At 65.7% G+C, this 15,876-nt stretch carries 14 protein-coding genes; 7 read left to right on the forward strand and 7 right to left on the reverse strand.

Going from position 1 to position 15,876, the window contains the following annotated elements:
- On the reverse strand, positions 1-1,949 hold a 1,949-nt coding region (gene fxsT / locus ABZ910_RS09225), incomplete at its 3' end, for an FxSxx-COOH system tetratricopeptide repeat protein (RefSeq protein WP_361361202.1).
- A gap of 934 nt (positions 1,950-2,883) precedes the next feature.
- On the opposite strand from fxsT, the gene ABZ910_RS09230 reads away from it, so the two are divergent.
- Positions 2,884-3,705, forward strand: coding sequence for a hypothetical protein (locus tag ABZ910_RS09230; RefSeq protein ID WP_361361204.1), 822 nt, complete (start codon positions 2,884-2,886; stop codon positions 3,703-3,705).
- Positions 3,706-3,862: 157 nt separating this feature from the next.
- On the opposite strand, the gene ABZ910_RS09235 is transcribed toward ABZ910_RS09230, so the two are convergent.
- The 4 genes from ABZ910_RS09235 to ABZ910_RS09250 form a co-directional block, all read right to left on the reverse strand.
- Positions 3,863-4,495, reverse strand: coding sequence for a hypothetical protein (locus ABZ910_RS09235; RefSeq protein WP_361361206.1), 633 nt, complete (start codon positions 4,493-4,495; stop codon positions 3,863-3,865).
- An 81-nt stretch (positions 4,496-4,576) separates the two neighbouring features.
- On the reverse strand, positions 4,577-4,942 hold the full coding sequence (locus tag ABZ910_RS09240) for a hypothetical protein (RefSeq protein WP_361361208.1): 366 nt from the start codon (positions 4,940-4,942) through the stop codon (positions 4,577-4,579).
- A gap of 428 nt (positions 4,943-5,370) precedes the next feature.
- Entirely contained in the window at positions 5,371-5,964 is a 594-nt protein-coding gene (locus ABZ910_RS09245) for a hypothetical protein (protein WP_361361210.1), read from the reverse strand.
- A gap of 349 nt (positions 5,965-6,313) precedes the next feature.
- Positions 6,314-7,591: a tetratricopeptide repeat protein gene (locus tag ABZ910_RS09250; RefSeq protein WP_361361212.1), complete on the reverse strand. Its 1,278-nt coding sequence runs from the start codon at positions 7,589-7,591 to the stop codon at positions 6,314-6,316.
- Between the two features lie 272 nt (positions 7,592-7,863).
- On the opposite strand from ABZ910_RS09250, the gene ABZ910_RS09255 reads away from it, so the two are divergent.
- Both ABZ910_RS09255 and ABZ910_RS09260 read left to right on the forward strand, forming a co-directional pair.
- Positions 7,864-8,430, forward strand: coding sequence for an ATP-binding protein (locus tag ABZ910_RS09255; RefSeq protein WP_361361214.1), 567 nt, complete (start codon positions 7,864-7,866; stop codon positions 8,428-8,430).
- Between the two features lie 310 nt (positions 8,431-8,740).
- Complete coding sequence (locus tag ABZ910_RS09260) at positions 8,741-9,037, forward strand: hypothetical protein (protein WP_361361216.1); 297 nt, start codon at positions 8,741-8,743, stop codon at positions 9,035-9,037.
- Positions 9,038-9,447: 410 nt separating this feature from the next.
- Here ABZ910_RS09260 and ABZ910_RS09265 read toward each other — a convergent pair whose 3' ends face one another.
- The gene (locus ABZ910_RS09265) at positions 9,448-10,227 is read right to left on the reverse strand and encodes a GntR family transcriptional regulator (RefSeq protein ID WP_361361218.1); all 780 of its coding nucleotides are present in this window, start codon (positions 10,225-10,227) and stop codon (positions 9,448-9,450) included.
- Between the two features lie 166 nt (positions 10,228-10,393).
- Between ABZ910_RS09265 and ABZ910_RS09270 the strand changes: the two genes are divergently transcribed.
- The 4 genes from ABZ910_RS09270 (at position 10,394) to ABZ910_RS09285 (ending at position 13,892) form a co-directional block, all read left to right on the forward strand.
- Positions 10,394-10,741 carry a hypothetical protein gene (locus ABZ910_RS09270; RefSeq protein ID WP_361361220.1) on the forward strand — a complete coding sequence of 116 codons (348 nt, stop codon included), beginning with the start codon at positions 10,394-10,396 and terminating at the stop codon, positions 10,739-10,741.
- The gene (locus tag ABZ910_RS09275) at positions 10,741-12,045 is read left to right on the forward strand and encodes an FtsK/SpoIIIE domain-containing protein (protein WP_361361428.1); all 1,305 of its coding nucleotides are present in this window, start codon (positions 10,741-10,743) and stop codon (positions 12,043-12,045) included. Before ABZ910_RS09270 ends, ABZ910_RS09275 begins: the two co-directional genes overlap by 1 nt.
- A complete protein-coding gene (locus tag ABZ910_RS09280) occupies positions 12,042-12,236 on the forward strand; it encodes a hypothetical protein (protein WP_361361222.1) in 195 nt (64 codons plus the stop codon). The genes ABZ910_RS09275 and ABZ910_RS09280 overlap by 4 nt, the downstream gene beginning before the upstream one ends.
- Before the next feature lie 300 nt (positions 12,237-12,536).
- Positions 12,537-13,892: a replication initiator gene (locus ABZ910_RS09285; protein ID WP_361361430.1), complete on the forward strand. Its 1,356-nt coding sequence runs from the start codon at positions 12,537-12,539 to the stop codon at positions 13,890-13,892.
- Positions 13,893-14,115: 223 nt separating this feature from the next.
- On the opposite strand, the gene ABZ910_RS09290 is transcribed toward ABZ910_RS09285, so the two are convergent.
- Complete coding sequence (locus ABZ910_RS09290; protein ID WP_361361224.1) at positions 14,116-15,735, reverse strand: recombinase family protein; 1,620 nt, start codon at positions 15,733-15,735, stop codon at positions 14,116-14,118.
- Positions 15,736-15,876: the final 141 nt, after the last annotated feature.

Genomic DNA, 15,876 nt, shown 5'->3' on the forward strand with positions numbered 1-15,876 from the left:
GTGATGTGCAGGGCGCGTTCCTCCAGTGGGAGGGCGTCGGTGTGGCGTCCGAGGGCGCTGTACGTGCTCGCGAGGTTGCCGAGGTGGAGGGCGGTGGTGGGGTGGTCGGGGCCGAGGGTGGTCTCGGTGATGTGCAGGGCGCGTTCCTCCAGTGGGAGGGCGTCGGTGTGGCGTCCGAGGGCGCTGTACGTGCTCGCGAGGTTGCCGAGGTGGAGGGCGGTGTCGGGGTGGTCGGGGCCGAGGGTGGTCTCGGCGATGTGCAGGGCGCGTTCCTCCATTGGGAGGGCGTCGGTGTGGCGTCCGAGGGCGCTGAAGGTGCGGGCGAGGTTGCCGAGGCAGACGGCGGTGTCGGGGTGGTCGGGGCCGAGGGTGGTCTCGGTGATGTGCAGGGCGCGTTCCTCCAGTTGGAGGGCGTCGGTGTGGCGTCCGAGGGCACTGAAGGTGCGGGCGAGGTTGCCGAGGCGGACGGCCGTGGTGGGGTGGTCGGGGCCGAGGGTGGTCTCGGCGATGTGCAGGGCCCGCTCCTCCAGTGGGAGGGCTGAATTTGCCTGGCCTCGTGCGGAGGAGTAGAGGGCAGCCCGCCCCAGTAGGGCCGCGAGTTCGGGGGTCTCTCTCATTTCCCGGTATCCGCTCATGGCTTCGACATGGGGCAACAGCGTTTGCCACTCCGGCCAGGTCCGCGTGTCTTCGGGACCGCCTGGGGGTAGGGCTGCGTGGAGCAGAGATAGGACGGCATCGCTTGGGTGGGGCGGCGCGATGGCTTGGCGGCGGTACAGCATGCGCCGGATGCCCCTGGGGCGCGCTTGTGGAGTGGGGTTTGGCGAGGTGGAGCGTAGGACGGCTTGGACAAGGCGGTGGACGGTGACGGCTGTCTCAGTGAGGGTGATCATGCTGTAAGCAGCCAGCACGCCCAGAGCATGGTCGACGGCCTGCGGTGTGGGCAACGCGGTGGCCAGAACGTGACGCGGTAAAGGATCGGGTGCGCAGTAGGCCAGGACGCGCAGCAGTTCCACTGCATGGGGGTCGGCAGCCTGTACGGCACTCAGGGTGACGCTCCAGAGTTGAGCAATGGTGCGTTGTTGGGGGTCACCAGGAGGGGTAGCGGCGAGCGCTCCGGCAGGGTCGGCGCGCAGTCTCCTGAGGTAGGAGTCGGCGCTGGTTCGGGTCTGTGCGAGGTAGGCGCCAGCCTGCTGCAGCGCGAGGGGAAGGTGGCCGAGTTCGTCGGCCAACTCGGCCAGGGCTGCGGCGTCGGTCTCGGTGAGGCGTTCGGTGATCTCCTGGAGGACAACCAGGGAGGACTCCGGGGTGAGGGTGTCGAGGCGTAGAGCCGTACCGAGGTCGTGCCAGGGGAGGTCGCGGCGGGTGGTGATCAGAACTTGGCCTGTGCTCAGTCGGCCGAGGTAGGGGCGTAGATCGGCAGGTTCTTCGGCATTGTCGAAGACCAGCAGCCATCCGGTGCGGCCTTGCAGCCACATCACTCCCCATTCGGCGGCCTCGTCCAGCGGCAGCCCGGCATGCACTGGGTTCAAGGCGGTTGCCAGCGCCGCTAGTCCGGCTGTGATGGCGGGCGCAGATGATGCCTCGATCCACCACACGGGTCCGTGTCCGGCCGCCAGATGTGCGTGGGCGTGGTGTAGGACCAGCGTGCTTTTACCGACCCCGCCCATGCCTCGCACGCTCTGTGCCACGATGCCGGTCCCGGTTGCCGGCAGTGCCTGCAGGAAGGTGAGGGCGTCGTCGCGGCCCTTGAACACGCGGCTGTCGGGCGCGGGCAGGTTATTCAGCCGCGTAACTGCTTCGCCCGGTACCGCCGCCTGCAACGTGCCTGGAGGCAGGACCAGAGTGCGCTGTTCGATTCGGGCTTGGTCGCCAGTAGCGATCACGCCAGAGCTGTGGCCCGCGGCGGCGGAGCGGCCTCCCGAAGCACGCGGTGTCTGAGGGTCGGTCATCGCTGAATAGTGTTGTTGTCTCCGGTGGCGATGATTCCCGAATTATCCTGGGTGGCTACCGCGCGCTCACCAGATGCTGTCGACCCGCCTGCCGCCGGGTTCGGGGTCGGCGATCCTATGAGGGAGGACGCCCAAGCGCCCAGGATCCCAGCGATCACGGCTCCAGCTCCCGCGCCTGTTCCGATCCGCGTTGCGTGATCCCAAGGAAGAAGCAGATCTCCCAGCCACACGGACAGCGCGAACATGATCAACGACACCGCAATGGCCAACAGCCAACGCCTCGTCCGGCTCATCTGACGCCCCCTCACGCAGGATCCGAGGCCCATCATCCCACTGAGACCCGTCCACACCAGCCGGTCGGTGCAAACCGAGTGCGCCGCTACGAATGATCCGCGCAGATTGGTTCCGGACCCCGGTACATGGGTGGCAGCGCCCGCAGATAGATACGGTCATTCAAATCGGCCCGACCGGCAACAAGCTGCTGCCTCTGACGGTCAAGAACGCTGCGCCGGCACCTGTGTCGAGCGGTCACGCGCACGGAGGTGGGCGAGGCACTCGAGTGGGTGATGGGGAGCTTGGCCGGGGGCTTGCGAGGACGAGGTATCCGCCGCGCTGGCTTCGGCCGGCGTTTCACGTCCTCGCCCATCGGCGCCACTGGCGTCCTCTCGGACGCCGCTGCCAGGCCCTGGAAGTGCCCCCCAGGCCCGCTCCACGGTGTGTGGGCCGACGGCAGACGGGATGGGAGCTCGGGCGGGTGGTGTTGAGAGGACCAGCTAGGTGCTCGCATCCTTCTACTGGGCGCCGTGCCAGGAGTGAGAAAAAACGAGGCCGATTTCCTCCTTTGGCTCTACACTCCTGAAGAGTTGGATCACCGGATCGGAAAGCCATGACTACTGTTGATCTCCGGTCGTCTCGGGCGAAGCTTGATCGCGCAGTGAAGCAGACCGGCGAATTGAATACTCTGATTGAAGGTTTTCGGGAGAGCTTAATTAGCCGCGCTCCTCTGTGCGCAGAGTTGGATCCGGAAAGCGGCTACCACATCGTCCGGATTGATTCAGTTCCCGACTATGAACCCATTCTCGAGGAAGTGAGCCTGGGCGTTGGTGACATAGTTAACAATCTTCGATGCAGCCTGGATCACTTGGCATGGCAGTGCGCTTGCGCGCATGCTCAGGGCATCCCCAATAAACCTAAGAATATCTATTTTATCCTATGTAATGCAGTAGCGGGTCAACAACACAAGACGCCCAGCATATTTTCCCCTACCGCTTGGGGTCGAATGCATGAGTACCAGCCTTGCCGTGAGGTCAATGGACGTCCAGATGGCTGGACGGGGCTGTACATCCATCAACTGGATCTTCTGACTGAGCTCTCAAACTTCGACAAGCATCAGATGCTGGTGCATATTGAACTTCAGGCCAACCACTTTGAGACGATCCCGACTCGCATTGGCCTACCGCCATGGGTGCAAAGAACCGAGTCCGGTGATTTCGATTTTCTGCCTGATCGGACTGGCGATCCAGACCCCGGAGCCGACTGTGTTGATTTCTCGTACTCATCTCACAGGATGGAGGTTGGCGAAGAAGTAGTAAGAATCTTTGCTCCGCTTTGGGGTCGTCAGCCTGAGATTAAACATGTCGGAAGCGCTGTTCCGTACTTTGCTCTTCCAGGAGGGCGGCCTGTCGTGCCGACCCTTCAGCGAATCACTGAATTCGTTGCGATGCTTACTGGCGACCTTCAGAGGAACTGCCCCTAGTCGCTAATGCGTAAATGGTCTCAACGGACTACCCATCCGCAGTCGGAAAGCGATCCAGAGTGCCGCTGTGCAGCTAGTCTTCGGAGACGCTGCCTCCATCGAAGGGTGTAGTTCGCTCGCCGGCCCTGTCGTGACTGAGTGCGGGACTATCGCAGAGTCATTTGAGCCGGTCATCTGTGCGCATCACGCGGCGCACATCAACCAATTTCTTTTCTGCACTATCAGAGTCCAGCTCCACGCGTGCCATCATCTCTTCAGTAAATGTCCGCCCTCCATATTTCTTCTTCACCTCGACAAAAAGGTGGTCCACTCTATCCAGACACAAAAGGGAGGCTTGGGCGGCGATCAATGACTTGCGCAACCGTTCTTCGATGCTTGCAGTCTCCAGAGCCATTTGGCGAAGTTCTTCATCCTCGCTGGCGATCAAGGACAATTGCAAGCCAAGCAAGTTGAGGTGAGACTTCAGCACATATAGTTCAAGGCGCTGATCGATCGAGAGTGCCGCATGGCCCTGAATGCCCTCAATCCGTTCACAGAGCCGCTCCACGTCATAATAGACGTGCGCAACATCTTCCAACTGTGCGTTTGCTTTCATAGCTATCAGCGTGTTGCGGATATCAATAGCTTGCGTACGAGTTCCATGGAGTTCAGGCAAGAGAGCGGACGCAAGAGCATTCTTTCGCCCCCGCCACTCGCGAAACTGCCCAACGGCTGGTACGAGGCCTGCACAAAAAAGTAGCAGTGTGGCAACCACCAGCCCCCATGTGGCCAGAACGAGCGGTTCTTCCATTTTTTGACTCCTTCTTCAATGGCGCCCAACTAATAAACGATTCCGCCCCCCCCTGTTCAACTGGGGAGCTCAGCGAGCCATTCAGGCGGGAGTCTCTGTGGCGAGCCTCTTCAGAAGGGGAAAATCGTGGGTGACTAATCGAGTTGTTGCTTCATGAACCTCTTCAGGAACGAACAACTCTTCAAACCATGGAAGACATACAGCATATTCCACACTTGCATCCAGTCGCCCAAGCGCCCAGAGCCGCTCGAAGCCATAAGACGTATGCCGCGAATTCGAGAGCAACTTTTTTGCAGCTCCGAGCACTCCACCACATTCCTCTACCATCTCAAGGAATCGGGTCGGGTTATATCCCGTGCGTTTTAGAGCGGGAATCCCTCTACTTACGTGCTCTTCGAATTTGGCTTCAAGTACTACCAACCTGCTTGAACCCGGCTCTCGGTCCACGCAGCACCCCCTTCGCCACTTGCGTACCGCGGGCTGCGGGACACAGCGGCTAGAGGATAGCCACCTGTGACTGGGCTGACAGCCGGTTCATTGGAATTCGACGCCCTGCCCCAGGGCTCGGTGCACGCCTGGTCTGTGCCATCTTGTTGCCATGGTTGGCGCCGAAGGGCGGAGGTGCCAGCCCTGTGCCAGATCGTGCGGGGAGCAACGGGGAACAGCGGGGATGAGACAGCGGTCAGCTGGAGTCCGAGACGGCTCCGCCGCCGGTCAGCACAGCAAGGGGACGTAGATCACCTTAGCTTCCCAAGCTGAGGTTATAGCGCTGACGGGCATCGCTCACGGCGCACTGCGGCCACGTGACACGCAGGCGCGGGTCGGCTCGATGAGATGGTTCGTCCCGGTCCGCCGTGCACGTGACAGCACACCGGTCAGCGAGCAGTCCGCCGCAGGGCAATGGGCCAGCGTCCGCCCGGCCGCGGAGGCGTCCGCAAGACAAGCTTCGAGGCCTCCGTGAACTGCCGGCGCGCCTGATGCGCCCGAGTCATCAGCACAGGCCACGAGTGCCAGTCCCGCTCGAATGGCTCATCCGGGTTTGCCTGATGGTTGAGATACCCGGACGCGGCATCAAAGGCCTTGTCCATCGCAATGACTGCCGCGTCCACCGATGCTGGGCCCAGGATGGCAGCGCGATCCAGCGGCTTCGACAAGCCCCGCCGGGCGTCCACGAGGTCTTCCTCTACGGCTATCGCCAGCTCATAAAATTCACCGCCCTGGTTGTCCAGCCACTCCTCTCGCTCCGGCCAAAGGTCCACTGCGTGTTCGAGTTTGCTGACGGCGGTGTCCCAAGCGTCGAGAAGAGCGATGTAGGCCTCTTGCCGTTGACCGCGCAGCCATTGCTCGTGCTCGACTGCGGCTTGGTCCGTGGTCTGGCGACGGTTGCCGTGGATGCCGATGTAGGCGACGACGACGGTGCCGGCCACGCCGAGGGCTGCGGTGAGGATGACGGGCCACTGATCGCGCATGTCAGTCATCCTGCCGTAGCGGGGCATACGCGAAGATCGTCACTCACGCCTTCGTTGGTGCGCGGGTGCCAGCGCTCGACAACGCCCTTGTCGAGGTCGCGGGCCGCGGTCGGCGGCAGGGGGCCCTTTTGAGCAGCACCAAGCGGCTTCCGTGCCGCTGCTGTACAGCAGCCGAGACAGCAATCACCGCGACCGCAGGCAACCGTCAACGACAGACGACTGACCTTGAGACTGTGGAAGCGCTCATTGGTGACCATCGTCGACATCGGCCGACAGGCCAGCAGCGGTTCAGAGCGGTGACCGGGTTGGCGGCCGCAGGTCACGACCACCGGTGATCAGTTGCGGCTGATTAGAACGGGAGCTCTGGCCCGGCTGTGCCTCGCTTGATGGCCATGACTTGTTCGTGGAAGTCGCGTGAGGCGGCCTCGCGCGGGTAGCGGGCGCGGAGTTCCTTGTCGAGTTCGTCGGCTACCAGAAGTAGGGATGGGAGGGACTTCCGGTCGGCTTCCAGGGCTGCTGTGCCCATGCCGATGGCTTCTTCGATCTCGCCGGTGCGGGCGGCGGCGACTCCGAGTGTGAGGCGGGCTTCCGCGGCGCGCATAGGGGAGATCTCGGTTTCGTCGGGGCCGGTGCTGATGCGGATCACGGACCGGGCGTGGGTGGCGGCGCGCTCGTCGTCGCCGAGGAGACGGTAGGCGTCCATCTCGTAGAAGTCCCACTTGTCGGGGTCGATGATGAAGTGATGTTCGGGGTGGTCGGGTCGGGGGAGCCGGTCCAGGCGGGCGCGGCCGGCGTCGAGGGAATCGCGGACCAGGCGGGCGGCGGCACGGGCCTTGTGGGCGTACAGCTGCACGCCGACGGAGTGGGTCTGGTCGGAGGCGTGTCCGGCCTCGACGGCGTTGAGCATGTCTTGCCATCGGCTCTGGGTGAGGGCGAACCATGCCTCGATCTCCCACGCCCACGCCTTGATCTCGCCGTGGCCGGCCTCCTCGCCGATGCGGAGTGCGGCGGCCTTGCTGAGGTTGGCGGCCTCGCGCTGGCCCCGGTCGTACTGGACGCACGCGTTCAGCAGGAACAGCCAACCGGTGTCCACGAGTAGGTCCCGGTGCTGGCGGAGGGTCATCCGGCCTGCGAGCTGCTTGGTGACGAACTGCAGGCCGTTCCGGGTGCGCTCGTGGAGGTAGTCGGCGTTGGCGTAGGGGTAGGCGCGGGCGAGTTGGTCGATGCCTTCCTCGATCGACTCCAGGGCCGCGCTGTTGATGTTGGACATCTCGGTGCGTCGCAGCATCTCGGCGATGTCCCAGAGGCCTGCGCCTCCCTGTGTGATCAGGGTGCTCGGGTCCTCTAGCTGGGCGGTTCGGGCCGGTCGTTCCAGCTCCCACGGTCGTGGCGCTAGTCCTGCGAGTTGACCGGGGATGCGTAGGCCGTCCACCACTTCCAGGATTTTGTGGAACTGCGTGATCCGTGGGCGGACGCCCTTGCCGTCGGTGTCGGGTCGGGCCATCTTGCCGATGTGGTCGCGCTTGTAGCCGACGGCTTCGGCGATCTTGGCGTAGCTGATGTGGCCGTGGATCTTGGCGAGTCTGAAGACTTCGCCGAAGTCGTGGTTGGCGATCGCCGACCGCACGTCTGCGCGTTCCAGTACGTGAGGCGGGAGAGCTGCCGGTGTGGGTGCAGCCACGGTCATCTCACTTCCCCATCGTGATTGACCAACGTCTGTTCTTGCTCGATCTTCTCTTTCGATCTTCGTGCCCTGTCCGTCTCGCGAGTGTACTCAGGGGGGTCCCCAAGAGGGGGGTCCCCAAGTGGGGGGAGCGACAGGCGAGATGTGGGGTGCACTCTCTGGTCACCCTGCCGGGAGGGCCTCGGCAGACGTGACCAGAGTTGGTGGTCCGTGGCATGAACGCGAGGGAATCGCGGCGGCATGAACGGGTGATGGGTGAGTTAGACGCGTTCGCTCACTGGTTCGCGGCTCCGGATCCGTCCACGGGTGGGCACTTCCTGACGCTGACGCTCTATGCCGAGTTCGCGGACACGGCACACGTTGCGCGTGACATGACGGCCCAGTTCCTGCGGAGCGCGGGTGCGGCGGCCGTCGTCGACGATGCCCGGCTGGCCGTGTCTGAGCTGGTCGGGAACGTGGTGAACCACGTGGTGCCGGAACGCTCCCTGACTCGCCCCGGCGGTAGTCGGCGTATCGACGTGTCCTTCAAGATCTGGCCGAAGTGGCTGTTCATCGGGGTCACTGATGAGGACTCCACACCCCCGCTGTTGCCTCTGGGCGACACCTTCTCGCCAGAACTGATGGGGGAGCTGTCGGAAGCGGTGTTGCCGGACAGCGGCCGTGGGCTGCTGATTGTCCAGCGCCTGGCAGCGGCGGTCTGGTGGACACCGGAAGACCAGGGCGGCAAGACCGTGTGGTGCCGCTTCGATCTCAACGGCGAGCGGGAAGACGGCCTGCCCTAACGATCTTCGGGCTGTCGCCTCCGCGTTGCTCTCTCGGGAGCGGGTGGCAGTCCGGAGCCGGAGGTGATCCCTCCGGTGATCGGGGCGTGGCTTCTCGGGACTGTCCGCCGGGATCCCCACCCGGCCCCGAGGGGCCACGCTTCACAACCCCATACCGAGACCGGACCACCCCCGCGCCTGGCAGCAACCGGGGTGGTCCGGGAGGGGACACAGCGATCCCCGGTGCCAGATGGTACCGGGGTCGTTGTGCTGCGTATCTGCCCTGGGCCAAAGACAGTTGACGATCTGTTACCTGAACGGGAGTGGCAAGGTGACTGGCGCGGGTGCGGAGTGGCCGAACGACGGTCTGGACGTGGCGGGCACGGGCTTCGGCCTGTGGGTGTCCGGCGTCGACTACATGGCGGGGTGGTGCGAGGCACGTGACGCTGCCGACCGGTTGAACCGGGCCCTGCTCGGGGTGGGCTTCGAGCTGTCCGAGGTGCGGGCCGTCGCTGCGACCAATGAGGACGGCCGCGGGGTCGTACGGCTGGCGGGCTGGCCTGGCGCCGTGGTCCAGCTCGCTGAGCTCCTGGAGGGGCGCGCGTATGGCGACGGTGGTGCAGTGTGAGGGGCCTTGTCGCTGGTGAGCGGTGCAGGTGGGCACGTCGTCGGCCGGAGAGACTTTGGGCTGGAGCTGCCATGGGGCGAGTGAACAGGGGGCCCTACGCTGGCCCGGCGAATCGGGCAGGTACTGGTCCTGCCCGCGGTTGTGCCCGATGGGCCCCCTGTTCTTCGAGGCTCGCCCCATGGTGGCTGCCTAAAGTCTCGGAGGCCGGCGACCCCCAGCCCACCACGTCCCGGCCCCTGGCAGCCGGTCGACGCCTTGACTCCTTGGGCGCGCTGCGGGTGGGGGCGCCTGCCGTCCGGACGGGATCGGCGGGCACGCCGCACGCCCGGCCGGGGCGGCCGGGCGTCCCGGCGCGCCGTAGGCGCGCCCTTGAGGAAGTGAAGACTGTTTCGACCGATGTCGGCTGCCGGTCAGGCGCGGGCGCGTCGGGTCGGCTGCTTGTCGACGGTGATCCGGAAGGTGACTTCGGCGTGGTCGGCACCGATGCGGAGCTCTTCGAGGATCAAGGGCCGGTCGTCGGTGTCGTGGGTGACGCGGGACAGGTGCAGGACCGGTGTCGCGTCGGGGAGCTGGAGGGTGGTGCGTTCGTCGGGCAGCGGCATGTGTGCGCGCACCGTCTCTGTCCACGACAGTTTGTGTCCGGCCTGGGTGAGCACCCAGTAGATCGCTGCCGGGGGCTTGCAGGGCTCCTTGCTGAGCAGCGGGACAGCTTCGGCGACCGCGAAGGGGATCAATGTGCGGTGCATGGCACGGGTCCCGGTGCCGGGGTCGATGAGCAGCCGGTCACAGCCGAACAGGGCCTCCTCCTCGCCGAGTTGAAGGTGCCGACCGGTGTCCTTCGTGGTGTGGGTGCGGTACGTGCTCGGTTCCTCGATCTCCTGCCAGACGTCCCCGTTGGGCATGACGAACTTGCCGTCGGGGGTGCGACTGATGCGGCGCTCGACGGTCAGGACTGGTTGTCCGCTGGAGCGTACGAAGCTGCCCTTGCCGTGGCGGACGTCGATGAGTCCTTCTGCGCGCAGTGCCGCGATGGCGTTGCGGACGGTGGGGCGAGAGACGCCGTAGCGGGCCATGAGCTGGGCTTCGGATGGCAGCAGGGAGTCAGGCGCGAACTCGCCCGCGAGGATCGCTTCGCGGATCGCGGCGGCCACCTGCTGGTAGAGGGCTCCGGGGCGCTGAATCTCCGACATCTCGGCATCTCCGGGGTGAGGTCGTAGTCACGTCGCACGCGCGACATCACTCGTCAGCATAAGTAGTTGCACTCGTGCCGTACAGGACTTCATAGTCGTAACTCATAAGGACAAGTGACGTCCGCATAAGAATCGGGCGTCTCCAACTGGCCAGGGAGGCCGAAGAATGCAGTCCATTCCCGTGGACACCGGGCGGCTGGGCGTACTGCGGTGCGCCATCGCGCCCGAAGCGAAGATCACCAACTCCGAGACACAGGAGGTGAAGAGGGACCGGGACGGCAACCCGGTCTGGACCGTGGCCGTCACCGTGCGGCAGGACGGTCGGCGGATCTCCGTCATCGAGATCGCCGTGAGCGGTGCGCCGAAGGGCATCGAGGAAGGCCAGATCGTCAAGGTCACCGGCTTGACCGCGTTCGCCTGGTCGATGGGCGACCGGCACGGCATCAGCTTCCGCGCCGACGCCATCACCCCCGTGCACGGAACTCCCGTTCAGGGCAAGGGTGGTGGCGCGTGATGCGGCCGATCCTGCTCGCCTTCGCGCTCGCCGTGCTGGCCTGGCTGCTGGTCGTCGGCGACCTGGTGCGGCGGCACCGTCCGGTCTGGCACTGGTACCTGGTCGGTTACCCGGTCACCGCCTGCCGGGTCCTGGCGACCTGGCGCAAGGCCGCCGTCCTCAACGACCTCGCGGTGTCCCAGCGCCCTCCGCGCGGGCTGCTCGGGGACCTGGTCGTCAAGGGAGATCCACTGCGGCCGGCGGCCCCGCGGATCTCCTTCCCCCGCGCCACCCGCATGGGGCTGACCGTGGCGGTGCGGCTGCACGCGGGCCAGACCCCGGCCACGTACATGAAGGCGGCTGACGCGCTGGTGCACGCGTGGAAGGTCCACGCGGTCCGCGTCACCTCCCCGGAACGCGGCCTCGTCTTGCTGACCGCGATAGCCACAGATCCGTTGGAGCGGCCCGGCTTAGCCACGGCTCCGGCCGAACTCCTCTCCGTGCTGATCGGCGTCCTGGAGAGCGGCGGCGCCTGGGTCATGAACCTGCGCCTGGTCCCGCACTGGCTGATCGCCGGGGCCACCCGCTCCGGCAAGTCCACCTTGCTCGCGCGGCTGATCACCCAGCTCGTGACTCAGCCGGTCGCTCTGGTCGGCATCGACTGCAAGGGCGGCATGGAACTGGGCCTGTTCGACGGGCGATTGAGCGCGCTGGCCACCTGCCGCCGTGAAGCCGTGGCTGTGCTCTCCGCGCTCGTGGTCGACATGCAGGACCGCATGAGCGCGTGCCGGTCGGCTGGGGTCCGCTCGATCTGGGAACTGCCGGACAAGCTGCGCCCGGTGCCCGTGGTCGTGATCGTGGACGAGATCGCGGAACTCTATCTCTCGGACGGCACTCGGGAGAGCAAGGCGGAAGCCGAGCAGTGCTCCACGCTCCTGCTCCGCCTCGCGCAACTCGGGGCCGCACTCGGCATCCACCTGGTGGTCGCCGGCCAACGGGTCGGCTCCGACCTCGGCCCCGGCGTCACCGCCCTACGCGCACAGCTCGGCGGTCGGATCTGCCACCGCGTCAACGACCCCGGCACAGCCGAAATGGCCCTGGGTGACCTGAACAAGGACGCCGTCGCTGTCGCCCAGTCCATCACGGCCCAGGAACGCGGCGTGGCCGTGTGTACCGGCCCGGACGGCGGCTGGAGCCGCGCCCGCTCCCACCTCACCCCCACCGAAGAGGCCGTGGCGATCACGAGGAAGTACGCCGCAACGACCCCGGAACTGCCCGCCATAGACCGCACCCTCGCAGCGCTGGAAGGAGACGAGAAGTCATGAGCACAGGCGCCGCCGTGTCCCTCGTGGTGGTCTTCGGGATCATCACCTTCCTCCTCGTCCGCTCCCGCGACGTCCGCGCCTGGGAAGCGGCCTGCATCGCCGTGTTCGGCATGTACCTCGGCCAGACCCCGGTCAGCCTCACCATCAACGGCTTCGTCACCTGGGTCCTCACCGGCTTCCAGCACTTCTGATCAGGAAGGACATACGGCAATGCCTATGCCTCGCGTGAGGTGCCCGCACTGCAAGGGCGATGGAGCCCGCAGGACCTGGACCGGACGACTGCGGCGCTGCCGCATCTGCCGGGGCACCGGGACCATCCGCTGAACCTGCCGCTCCCAAGTGGCCCCGCACAGAAGGAGATCTCTCATGAACGAGAGCGCGCCATCAACCCTCGTCCCTGCCGCTTCGGCGGCCCACCCCGGAAGGTCACCACCATCACCCCGCAGTTCACCCCGGCTGACAGGCGCGCCGCCCTCGACCGCGCGGCGCGCCTGCGTCAGCTCCCTGAAGCAGACCGCGACGCCATCCGCCTCGCCCAAGACCCCCAATTCCCCCGCTGGCTGGAGCAGATCACCGCCACCGGCGGCTGCTCCCACCCCATCCACCTCACCGGCTTCACCACCACCCTGGTCGGCACCACCGGCGAGATCCTCCAGCACTACGACACCCGCACCGAGCCCGGCGAACGCCTCCTCGTCCGCTGCCGCAACCGCCGCGCCACCGTCTGCCCGGCCTGCTCCCGCCTCCACGCCGGAGACACCTTCCATCTCGTCCGCGCAGGCCTCCTCGGCGGCAAGAACATCCCCACCACGGTCCGCCACCGACCCCGCCTCTTCGTCACCCTCACCGCCCCGTCCTTCGGGGCCGTCCACGGGGCTGGAGAGCTGTGCCGCCCGCGCCGTGACGGCGGCGCCTGCGAACACGGGCGGCCCCTCGGCTGTTCCGCCGTCCACGCCCCGGATGCGCCCATCGTCGGCCAACCGCTATGCGCCGACTGCTACGACTACACAGCCCACGTGCTCTGGCACGCGCACGCCTCCAAGCTATGGGACCGGTTTGTCATTGACGTCCGGCGGCGCCTGGCCTCCTCCGTCGGCCTCGTACAGTCCCACTTCGCCCAGCACGCCCGACTGTCCTTCGCCCGCGTCGCCGAGTACCAGAAACGGGCGGCCGTCCACGTGCACGCCGTCATCCGCCTCGACGGCCCTAACGGACCCGATGACGAACCCCCAGCTTGGGGGACCCCTGAACTGCTCATCGACGCCGTACGCGCCTCCGTCCGGCGAGTCCTGGTCCGCACCCCCTACAGCCTGGCCGTGGGCGAGCTGGCATTGCGCTGGGGCGCCCAGGTCGACGCTCGGTCGCTTCGCACTGACACCGACGGACTCGACGATGACGCGGTCGCGGCGTACGTGGCCAAGTACGTCACCAAAGGCGCGAGCGAGACAGGCGCCGGCACCGACCATCCGCCCGCTGCCAGCGACGACATTGAATCGGCGCCCGTGAGCGAACATGTCCGCACCCTCATGCGCTCCTGCTGGCGCCTGGGCGGCCTACCCGAATATCGGCCTCTCCGCTTGAGGGCCTGGACCCACACGCTCGGCTACCGGGGCCACATCCTCACCAAATCCCGCGCCTACTCCACCACCTACGCAGCACTTCGTGCCGAACGCGCCGACCACGTGGGCCACGCCAACCTGCCCGAGGCGATCACGGAGCGGCACTGGCGCTACATCGGCTCCGGCCACACTCCTGGTGCTGCCCTCATCGCGGCTGGGATCGCGGCCGACCTTGCAGAGTCCCGACGGCTGGCCCTAGCCGCGATGCAAGAGGGGGAGTGGTGCTGACAGCTGCTCTGCCTGACCGTGACTCTCAGCAGCCTCAGCGTTCGCCGCTTCCCCGGAGTGCTGACGGCAGGATGACACCTCTGATCGAAAGTGAAATCGTGATCATCGATGACGACGGAACGGAAGAGCCGTTCGACCCCGCGTCGTGGTTCGTGTGAGGCGAGACGCTGCCTGCCCGGACGCCTTGGGGAGGCGGCTGTGCTCCTGTGCCGACCAGGATGGGTCAGAACGTCTCGGCGAAGTCGTCCTGCTTCAGTATCAGCCGGTCTCGCACATCCTTGGGGATCATGAGCTTCATGTGGATGTGAGGAGCGCGCACCCCCTTCACGTTGGTCCGCGTGATCACGCACTTGACGCCGACCCTGAGCAGGTCGACGGCCATGGCCTCCATGCCGCCTTCCTGCCACCGGGACCGGAACGACTTGCCGTTGTGCACGGCTACCCACCGGTCCTTTGTCGACTCCGGGTCGATGGCTTCCAACTGCTTGATGAGGTCGTCCAGCGTCTTCTCAGCCTGCTCCTTGGTGAACCGCGTCTTCGTGAAGCGGCCTTCGGGCTCCAGCCCCGTCATGTAGTAGCTGATGGACTGTTCGAGGCGCTGTAGCTCCTTGCGGGCCTCGGCACCCTGCCGGTACTCGCGTGTCATGACCGGTTCGTCACCCAGAACCCTCAGGACGTCGTCCACGAGCTTGCTGTAGATCTCATCGGGGTTAGGGGCGCCGTGACCTCCGGCCTTGCACTTGCCGCACCTCAGGTACGAATACGATCGTTCGTTGACTCGGTTCTGCTGCACGATCATGTTCGAGCCGCAGTCGTGGCAAATCAGCACGCCGAGGAACTTCGTCGCGCCACCGGGGTGCCGTGTTGGCTGGTTCTTCCCTCGGCTGTCCAAGACCTCCTGAAGGCTCTTGAACTCTTCCTCAGTGAAGATCGGGTCGGCCACGCGGATGGGCTGGGCGTCGCTGCCAAGGACGATCTTCGAGCGGCGTTTGCCCCCGTTCTTGTCCTCTTCTACGCGGTACCCCATGAGCGCGGGGTTCCTAAGACGGCGAAGCAGCGTCGATGCTGTCAGCCCCGGTCCACAGAGGCCGGCGCGTACGAGGACCCTCGCCATGCGCCGGGCGGACGCGGGTTCGGCCCGCAAGACGGCGTTGCGGCACCAGTGCAGTGCTTTGTGCGCGTCCTCGTTGATGGCGAGTACGACCCTGCCGTCCTCGTTCTCCGATGTCTCGTATCCGTACGCGGGCTTGCCCACAAGCCAGTCACCCTGGGTCTTCGTGTAACCCCAGAGGCTCGCTACGCGTGTGCTCGTGTTGGCCGCCTCGATCTCGGCAATGCCGCCGATGATCGTGACCATGATCTTCCCGGGCGTGGTGGTCAGGTCGATCGAGTCGTTCTTGGAGACGAGGTTCTTCCCGTACTTCAGACACCAGTCGATCATGGTGCTGAGGTCGGTGAGTCGCCGCACGAAGCGGTCCAGCTTCCAGAAGAGGATTTCGTCGAACTCCGGTGCCCGGTTGTTGAGCCAGTCCCCGAGCTGCTTGCGTTTCCACGGCGGAACCTTGGTGGCCGACACGTTCAGATCGCTGGCCACGCCGACGACTCGACAGCCGCGGTCCAGGGCCATGTTGCGCAGGTCGAGTTCCTGGCGAACCGGTGACGTCGTGTCGTCGGTGAGGACAGACAGCCGCACGGACAACAGGGCTCGCGGGGCGTCGTCAGGTAAGAGTGTCTCCGCCCCCTTCAGTTTCTCCAAGAGCGCTAAGTCAGCCTTGGTCCACTCGGCCTCAACTGCGTATTGAGCGCGGTCAGTTGCTGCTTGCGTCCTCGATCGCTTCCCCATGACCGGCACGGTAGCGGTTATAGGCCCGTTGGTGAATGCCCGCAGATGGATACGGCCATCCAAATCGGCCCGACCGGCAAGAAGTTGCTCCCGCTGACGGTCAAGAACGCGGCGCCGGCGCCGGCTGCGAGCGGGCACGCG

The sequence above is a fragment of the Streptomyces sp. NPDC046805 genome (assembly GCF_040645355.1).
Lineage (GTDB): Bacteria > Actinomycetota > Actinomycetes > Streptomycetales > Streptomycetaceae > Streptomyces.

Coding starts and splice junctions, on each gene's coding strand:
- ABZ910_RS09275 (WP_361361428.1), top strand. CDS start 10,741: ATGCGGCCGATCCTGCTCGCCTTCGCGCTCGCCGTGCTGGCCTGGCTG.
- ABZ910_RS09270 (WP_361361220.1), top strand. CDS start 10,394: ATGCAGTCCATTCCCGTGGACACCGGGCGGCTGGGCGTACTGCGGTGC.
- ABZ910_RS09280 (WP_361361222.1), top strand. CDS start 12,042: ATGAGCACAGGCGCCGCCGTGTCCCTCGTGGTGGTCTTCGGGATCATC.
- ABZ910_RS09290 (WP_361361224.1), bottom strand. CDS start 15,735: ATGGGGAAGCGATCGAGGACGCAAGCAGCAACTGACCGCGCTCAATAC.
- ABZ910_RS09245 (WP_361361210.1), bottom strand. CDS start 5,964: ATGCGCGATCAGTGGCCCGTCATCCTCACCGCAGCCCTCGGCGTGGCC.
- ABZ910_RS09265 (WP_361361218.1), bottom strand. CDS start 10,227: ATGTCGGAGATTCAGCGCCCCGGAGCCCTCTACCAGCAGGTGGCCGCC.
- ABZ910_RS09235 (WP_361361206.1), bottom strand. CDS start 4,495: ATGGAAGAACCGCTCGTTCTGGCCACATGGGGGCTGGTGGTTGCCACA.
- ABZ910_RS09255 (WP_361361214.1), top strand. CDS start 7,864: ATGAACGCGAGGGAATCGCGGCGGCATGAACGGGTGATGGGTGAGTTA.